The 1,413-nt window shown below is 56.1% G+C and carries 1 rRNA gene; it reads left to right on the top strand.

The window, feature by feature from the left end:
- Nucleotides 1-1,391: ribosomal RNA gene (locus ACIRPP_RS31930) — 23S ribosomal RNA — on the top strand; the annotation flags it as partial.
- Between the last annotated feature and the right edge of the window lie 22 nt (nt 1,392-1,413).

Consider the following 1,413-nt stretch of genomic DNA (forward strand, 5'->3'; position numbering starts at 1 on the left):
TGAGACCTGATGCCGAGCCGATTGTGGTGAAGTGGATGATCCTATGCTGTCGAGAAAAGCCTCTAGCGAGTTTCATGGCGGCCCGTACCCTAAACCGACTCAGGTAGTCAGGTAGAGAATACCGAGGCGTTCGGGTGAACTATGGTTAAGGAACTCGGCAAAATGCCCCCGTAACTTCGGGAGAAGGGGGGCCACACTCGGTGATCCGATTTACTCGGTGAGCTGGGGGTGGCCGCAGAGACCAGCGAGAAGCGACTGTTTACTAAAAACACAGGTCCGTGCGAAGCCGTAAGGCGATGTATACGGACTGACGCCTGCCCGGTGCTGGAACGTTAAGGGGACCGGTTAGCTCCATTTCGGTGGGGCGAAGCTGAGAACTTAAGCGCCAGTAAACGGCGGTGGTAACTATAACCATCCTAAGGTAGCGAAATTCCTTGTCGGGTAAGTTCCGACCTGCACGAATGGCGTAACGACTTCTCGACTGTCTCAACCATAGGCCCGGTGAAATTGCACTACGAGTAAAGATGCTCGTTTCGCGCAGCAGGACGGAAAGACCCCGGGACCTTTACTACAGTTTGATATTGGTGTTCGGTTCGGCTTGTGTAGGATAGCTGGGAGACTGTGAACCTTGGACGCCAGTTCAGGGGGAGTCGTCGTTGAAATACCAGTCTGGTCGTGCTGGATGTCTAACCTGGGTCCGTGATCCGGATCAGGGACAGTGTCTGATGGGTAGTTTAACTGGGGCGGTTGCCTCCTAAAGAGTAACGGAGGCGCCCAAAGGTTCCCTCAGCCTGGTTGGTAATCAGGTGTTGAGTGTAAGTGCACAAGGGAGCTTGACTGTGAGACCGACGGGTCGAGCAGGGACGAAAGTCGGGACTAGTGATCCGGCGGTGGCTTGTGGAAGCGCCGTCGCTCAACGGATAAAAGGTACCCCGGGGATAACAGGCTGATCTTCCCCAAGAGTCCATATCGACGGGATGGTTTGGCACCTCGATGTCGGCTCGTCGCATCCTGGGGCTGGAGTCGGTCCCAAGGGTTGGGCTGTTCGCCCATTAAAGCGGTACGCGAGCTGGGTTTAGAACGTCGTGAGACAGTTCGGTCCCTATCCGCTGTGCGCGTAGGAGTCTTGAGAAGGGCTGTCCCTAGTACGAGAGGACCGGGACGGACGAACCTCTGGTGTGCCAGTTGTTCTGCCAAGGGCATGGCTGGTTGGCTACGTTCGGGAGGGATAACCGCTGAAAGCATCTAAGCGGGAAGCCTGCTTCGAGATGAGGACTCCCACCCACTTGATGGGGTAAGGCTCCCAGTAGACGACTGGGTTGATAGGCCGGATATGGAAGCACGGTAACGTGTGGAGTTGACCGGTACTAATAGGCCGAGGGCTTGTCCTCAGTTGCTCGCGTCCACTGTGTT

This window comes from Streptomyces sp. NPDC101219, from assembly GCF_044767675.1.
Lineage (GTDB): Bacteria > Actinomycetota > Actinomycetes > Streptomycetales > Streptomycetaceae > Streptomyces.